At 70.8% G+C, this 6283-nt stretch carries 5 protein-coding genes; 4 read left to right on the forward strand and 1 reads right to left on the reverse strand.

What is annotated here, in order from left to right:
* Nucleotides 1-225: 225 nt before the first annotated feature.
* Entirely contained in the window at nucleotides 226-354 is a 129-nt protein-coding gene (locus ACIBQZ_RS40770) for a hypothetical protein (protein WP_396094321.1), read from the reverse strand.
* Between the two features lie 498 nt (nucleotides 355-852).
* On the opposite strand from ACIBQZ_RS40770, the gene ACIBQZ_RS40775 reads away from it, so the two are divergent.
* The 4 genes from ACIBQZ_RS40775 to ACIBQZ_RS40790 all read left to right on the forward strand — a co-directional run bounded on the left by ACIBQZ_RS40775 (nucleotide 853) and on the right by ACIBQZ_RS40790 (nucleotide 5289).
* A complete protein-coding gene (locus tag ACIBQZ_RS40775; protein WP_396094322.1) occupies nucleotides 853-1416 on the forward strand; it encodes a winged helix-turn-helix domain-containing protein in 564 nt (187 codons plus the stop codon).
* A gap of 77 nt (nucleotides 1417-1493) precedes the next feature.
* A complete protein-coding gene (locus ACIBQZ_RS40780) occupies nucleotides 1494-2750 on the forward strand; it encodes an FAD/NAD(P)-binding protein (protein ID WP_396094323.1) in 1257 nt (418 codons plus the stop codon).
* Between the two features lie 212 nt (nucleotides 2751-2962).
* Nucleotides 2963-4009 (forward strand): S1 family peptidase, encoded by a 1047-nt coding sequence (locus ACIBQZ_RS40785; protein ID WP_396094324.1) that lies wholly within the window; start codon nucleotides 2963-2965, stop codon nucleotides 4007-4009.
* 107 nt (nucleotides 4010-4116) lie between these two features.
* A complete protein-coding gene (locus tag ACIBQZ_RS40790; RefSeq protein WP_396094325.1) occupies nucleotides 4117-5289 on the forward strand; it encodes a cytochrome P450 in 1173 nt (390 codons plus the stop codon).
* Nucleotides 5290-6283: the final 994 nt, after the last annotated feature.

Consider the following 6283-nt stretch of genomic DNA (forward strand, 5'->3'; position numbering starts at 1 on the left):
GACTGTGGATGGGCATCGGCTCGACCGGGGACTGTGGATGGGCATCGGCTCGACCGGGGACTGTGGATGGGCATCGGCTCGACCGGGGACTGTGGATGGGCATCGGCTCGACCGGGGACTGTGGACGGGCATCGGCTCAACCGGGGACTGTGGATGGGCATTTGGCACAACCTGGCACTGTGGATGGTGGTCGGCACGACCGCGCTGTGGAGGGAAGCGGCACCATCAGGCGCTGTGGATGGCGGCGGCGCGGCCCGGCGGCGCGGCCCGGCGGCGCGGGCCGGCGGCGCGGGCCGGCGACTCCACCGTGTCGGTCGGCACGCCCGGCACGGTCGCCGGGCGCTGATCGACCATCACGACCAGGGCGAGACCACGTTCCCGATCCGGGGTTACGATCCGCGGGACGCGCCGTCGATTGCGGCCGGGAAGTGCTGCCCGCGGTCCGTGCGGAGATCGCCGCCCGGTGGCCCCCTGAACGGGACGCTTTTTGTGCGTGCCGTCACCTTTTCTTGCGTCGATGCTTTACCTCGAAAATACTCCCGCATGGTGGATTTGTTTTGACCCTCGACAGCCGAGAGTGAAGGATTGGGGACATGCAGTTGCGCGACGTACGACTCACGTCCCGCCTCGCCATCGATCTTCTCCGATGCGCGAGCGCACGGTGTCGCGCCTGCTGATCGACCGGTGATCGACGCGCCCGCCGCCCGTCGCGGCGCGAGCGCCCCGGTAGCCCGAAGGGATGATCCATCGGCGCACCTGTGCGTCTATAAACCTATCCCATACATGGGAAAAGTATTGTTCAGACGTCGGCCGGGACCCGGTTGGCGGCCACCTCCTCCGTAAGGGGAAACCATGTCCGTTCTCGCTGTCGCCGATCTGTCCCACGCCCGCACCGCGCCGGTCCGCCGTGGTGCCGGTCGTTCCCGCGCCGCCCGCCTGCGTGCGGTCACCACCCCCGACTCCTCGGTCACCGTCACGATCACCCTGGGCGCACCAGGCTCGGAGGAGGGCGAACGGGTCCTCGCAGCGCTGCGCGACCTGGTCGCGGCGGCCGGCCCCGGCGCGGACGTCGACCTCTCGCCGGCCGAGCGGCAGCCGCCGGCGGTGCGGCCCGACGTGACCGGACTCCAGCTCGACACCCGGGCGCGCACGGTGACCCTGGACGGCGGCCGGCTGGACCTGAGCCGGCTGGAGTACGAGCTGCTGCTCTTCCTGGCCCGCAACCCGCGTCAGGTGTTCAGCCGCAGCCAGCTCCTCGGCCACGTCTGGGGGCACACCCATACCACCGTCCGTACGGTGGACGTGCACGTCAGCCGGCTGCGCACCAAGCTCGGCGACCCGGAGTTCGTGACCACGGTCTACGGTGTCGGCTACCGGCTGTCCGACGACGCGCAGATCACGTTCGCCGACGTCTGAGCCGGCGCCAACGCGGCGGGTCGCTGGCGCCTAAACCCTGTTTTGCCTATCGTGTTGATAGGAGATTAGGGGGCGTCATGGGTCGTGCGGTGGCAGTGGTCGGCGGAGGATGCGCGGGGGTCCTGGTGGCCCGCGAGCTCCTCCGGGGCGGCGAGGACGACGTGGTGCTGATCGGGCCCGGCGAACCCGGGGGCGGGGTCGCGTACGGCAACGCCCGGCCGTGGCACCTGCTGAACTCGCGGGCGGGGGCGATGAGCGCCGACCCGGACGACCCGGGCCACTTCGCCCGCTGGGCCGGCACCACCGCCGACGCCTTCCGTCCCCGCGCGGAGTACGGCCGCTATCTGCGCTCGGTGCTCGACGAGACGGCCCGTGCCCACCCCGGCCGGCTACGAGTGCACCGGGCCCGGGTGGCGGCGATCACCCCGGACGGCACTGTCGCGCTGGACGACGGCGGCGCGGTGCGCGCCGACCACGTGGTGCTGGCCACCGGTGGCCCGGCCGCCGCCCGCCAGCGGATCGACCACCGGAGGTACGTGACCGACCCGTGGCGTACCGGGGTCCTCGAGGCGCTGCCCGCCGACCGGCCGGTGCTGCTGGTCGGCACCGGGCTCACGGCCGTCGACGTGGCCCTGACCCTGACCGCCGACGGGCGCCGGACGGCGCCCGTGATCGCGGTGAGCCGGCGCGGCCTGTTGCCGCTGACCCACACCGCGGACGCGGCCCCGCCGACGGTGCCGGCGCTCGACGACTGCGCCACCCTGCGCGACGTGGTCCGGGCCGTCCGCGCCGCCGCCGGTGAGGCGGGCGACTGGCGGCCCATCGTGGACGGGCTGCGCCCGCTGCTGGACCAGCTGTGGGGTGCGCTCACGCCGGGGGAGCAGGACGCCTTCCTGCGGCACCTGGCCCGGCCGTGGGAGTGTCACCGGCACCGGATGGCGCCGGCGGTCGCGGCCCGGGTGGTGGAGCTGCGCGCCGCCGGGCTGCTGGAGATCCGCGCCGGCGGGGTTGCGGCCTGGCCCGGGCTGGCCGGCTTCGCCGCGGTGGTCAACTGCGCCGGTCCCGGCCGGCTCCCCGGCGCCGCCGGTCCGCTGATCGGCGGGCTGCTCGCCGCGGGCCTGGCCCGGGTGGGCCCGCACGGCCTCGGCCTGGACATCGACCCGGTCGGCCGGCTGGTCGGCGCCGCGGGTCGGGCGCACGACCGGCTCTGGGTCATCGGGGCGCTGCGGCGGGGCGCGCGGTGGGAGACCACCGCGGTGCCGGAGATCCGCGCGCAGGCCCGCCGACTGGTCACCGATCTGCGCATCCCGGCCGGTCTGCGGATGGCCGCATGAGCCCCGGTACGCCGTTCCGGCATCCCGAAATGTGCATAGCCCGGTGATATGACGCGACTGTTTCCGCAGTTCAGGGGTGCTTTGACGGGCATCTTCGTCACATTGTGGAAACATTGATCAGCCTTGAGTCCGTATCGAAACCGCTCAATACTCAGGGAGGCACCGGTACTCCGGAGATCCCCGGCGTACCCCCGTCCCCCTGGGAGGAACCTGTGCGTAACCCCGGCTCGAAGCTTGGCCGACCGATCGTCGGCCTCGCCGCCGTGCTGCTGGTGGGCAGCGCGTTCGCGTCACCCGCGTCTGCCGCCCCGGTCGGCCCCGCCGCCGACCCGTCCTTCGCCCCCTCCGCCCTGTCGAGCAAGATCGACACCCAGCTCGGTGCGGCTGCCGCCGGCTCGTACGTGGACTCGGCCGGCAAGGTCGTGGTCAACGTGACCGACGCCGCCGCTGCCAAGTCGGTCAGTGCCGCCGGCGCGATCCCCCGCTACGTCACCAACAGCGGCGCCGCCCTGGCCGCCGCCGACGCCACCCTGAAGGCCGAGCTCACCACGCCCGGCACCTCGTTCGGCCTGGACCCGGTCAGCAACAAGATCGTCGTCACGGCGGACAGCACGGTCACCGGCGCGAAGCTCGCCGCGGTCAAGGCGCTCGTCGCCAAGCTCGGTGACAAGGCCTCCTTCGAGGCGGCCCCCGGCACGCTGCGGACCACGATCTCCGGTGGTGACGCCATCTACACCGGCGGCAGCCGCTGTTCGCTGGGCTTCAACGTGCGCAACAGCGCCGGCACCAACTACTTCCTGACCGCCGGCCACTGCACCAACGCCGGTACGACCTGGACCAACGGCTCCACCACGCTGGGCACCCGGGCCGGCACCAGCTTCCCGGGCAACGACTACGGCATCGTCCGCTACACCAACACCACCATCACCAAGACCGGTGGCGTCGGCTCGGTGGACATCACGTCGGCCGGCACCCCCGCCGTCGGCACGACCGTGTACCGCCGCGGCAGCACCACCGGCCTGCACTCGGGCCGCGTCACCGCGCTGAACACCACGGTCAACTACGCCCAGGGCTCGGTCTCCGGCCTGATCCGCACCACCGTCTGCGCCGAGCCGGGCGACAGCGGCGGCTCCCTCTACGGCGGCAGCACCGCGTACGGCCTGACCTCCGGCGGCAGCGGCAACTGCTCCTCCGGCGGCACCACGTACTTCCAGCCGGTCGTCGAGGCCCTGAACGTCTACGGCGTCTCGGTCTTCTGATCCACTCGTGCATCAACCGGAAAGGCCTCACCCGCGAGGGTGGGGCCTTTCTGCCGTGCCGGTGCACAATGATGACACCGCTCGGCAAAGCGACGAGAATCAATGCCATGTCAGCTGAGACCCCGGTCGAGTCCGAACGCAAAATCGCACGAGGGGACCTGGCTCCCGGCTGCCCGGTCCACGCCGGAGCCGACGACGTCTGGCACATCCAGGACTTCGCGACCGCCCGCGCGATGCTGCGCAGCACGGAAACCCGGCAGGCCGGCTTCGGCGTGGAGAACGCGGCCAAACTCCAGGGCCGGATGCGCATGCCGGTGCTCTACCGCGACGGCCCGGAACACCGCGAACACCGCCGCCAGACCGCGAAATACTTCACCCCGAGACGCGTCGAAACGGCGTACGCGTCCCTGATGGACCGGCTCGCCGACGAACAGTGCGAGACTCTCCGCAGCCGGGGCACCGCGGACCTCTCGCAGTTGTCCTTCCGCCTGGCGGTGGCGGTGGCCGCGGAAGTCATCGGCCTGACCGAGAGCGGCCCGGGCATGGCCCGCCGGCTGGACCGTTTCTTCGAGGAGAAGGAAAGCCCGAACCGGCTGATCCGCTCGTGGAAGGAAATCCGCTCCAACACCAACATGGCGCTGTTCTTCTGGCGCGACGTCCGCCCGGCCATCAAGGCCCGCCGCGCGAAGAGCAAGGACGACCTGATCAGCCATCTGCTGAGCGAAGGCTGCACAAGCAGTGAAATCCTGGGCGAATGCGTGACCTTCGCAGCGGCGGGAATGGTGACAACCCGCGAATTCATCACGCTGGCGGCCTGGCACCTGTTCACGGACGATGACCTGCGCGAGGCGTACCGCGAAGGCGACGACAAGCAGCGCGTGGCGATCCTGCACGAAATCCTCCGCCTGGAACCGGTGGTGGCCAATCTGGCCCGCTGGACAACGGCGGAGATCCGGGCGGGTGGGGTGACTATCCCGGCGGGGGCCAGGGTGGATATCGGGGTGGCGGCGGCGAACCTGGACCCGGAGGCGGTGGGCCAGGACCCGGGAGCGGTATGCCCGGCCCGGCCGTTGGCGGAGGGGGTGGGGGACGCGGGGCTGTCGTTCGGCGATGGGGCGCATCGGTGCCCGGGGGCTTATATCGCAATCCAGGAGACGGATATCTTCTTGCGGAAGCTGTTCGCGATGCCGGGCCTGCGGATGGTGACGCCACCGAGGGTGGGTATTCGCAAGGAGATCGCGTCGTATGAGCTCACCAACCTGACGGTGGCTATCGGGTAGACGGGGCCCGCTCTCGGCTCGTAAGGGCGAATGCTTCGCGGCGGGATTGGTCGCACCGGCTGTTGTGGACCGAGCGGGGGTGCCTGTCGGCGGGCGCTCCTTGTGGTTCCCAACCGCTTGTGGGCGTCCCCTCCTTCGCGGCGGCCCACTGTGGTTTTGGGCGTGGGGGTATCTCCATGGCTCGTGGTGGCTTCCGGGCATGGGGTATCTGCTGGCTCGTGGTGGTTTCCGAGCGTTGGGATATCTCCTGGCTCGTGGTGGTTCCGGGCATGGGGTATCTGCTGGCTCGTCGTGGTTTGCGGGCCTCCGGATATCTCCTGGCTCGAGATGGTTTGCAGGCTTGGGGTATCTCCAGGCTCGCGGTGGTTCCCGGCGTGGGGTATTTCCTGGCGAGGGCTTGTTGCGGCTCCCGAGCGCGCTGGTGTTCGAAAGCGGGCATGCGGCATGCATCATGCAATTCGAGTCTCGCCCGATTCGGCCCACCTCATGTGACAACGCATAGCCGGCAAGGCTGGTGTGAGGCCTGAACGTGCGGCGCGACCGAGGTATTTCGGCGCCGATTTCGGATTGGCATGATCGAGTGCCGACCAGGGCTGAAAATTGTCGGCCGGGCCGGAATAATGGACCCATGCGGCAGCTTCAATTGTTCACGACGGCCGAGTTGGCGGCTATGCGCGACCGGACTGCATCCCGCAATTATTCGCCCGAGTGTGACGAGTTCCGCCGAGTGCACCAGCGGCATCGCGACTGGGGTCTGGCACGCCGCCACGCCGAACGGCTGCGTCGCGTGCGGGAAGGGTCGCATGCCTCCGACCCGGTCGGCGCAGACGACCGCCCGCCGCCGCGTCCAATCCCGACCCCGACCGGCGCGCCGGGGCGGGCTGAGCGACCTGCGCCCAGACCGGTCCGGGGCCGCGCGGAACCATCGGTCCGAACGTGTGAACCACCCCAGACGGCGGGAGCAGGGCGCACAGCGCCGTGCGAGACCGCCGGG

This window comes from Actinoplanes sp. NPDC049599, from assembly GCF_044465625.1.
Classification (GTDB): domain Bacteria; phylum Actinomycetota; class Actinomycetes; order Mycobacteriales; family Micromonosporaceae; genus Actinoplanes.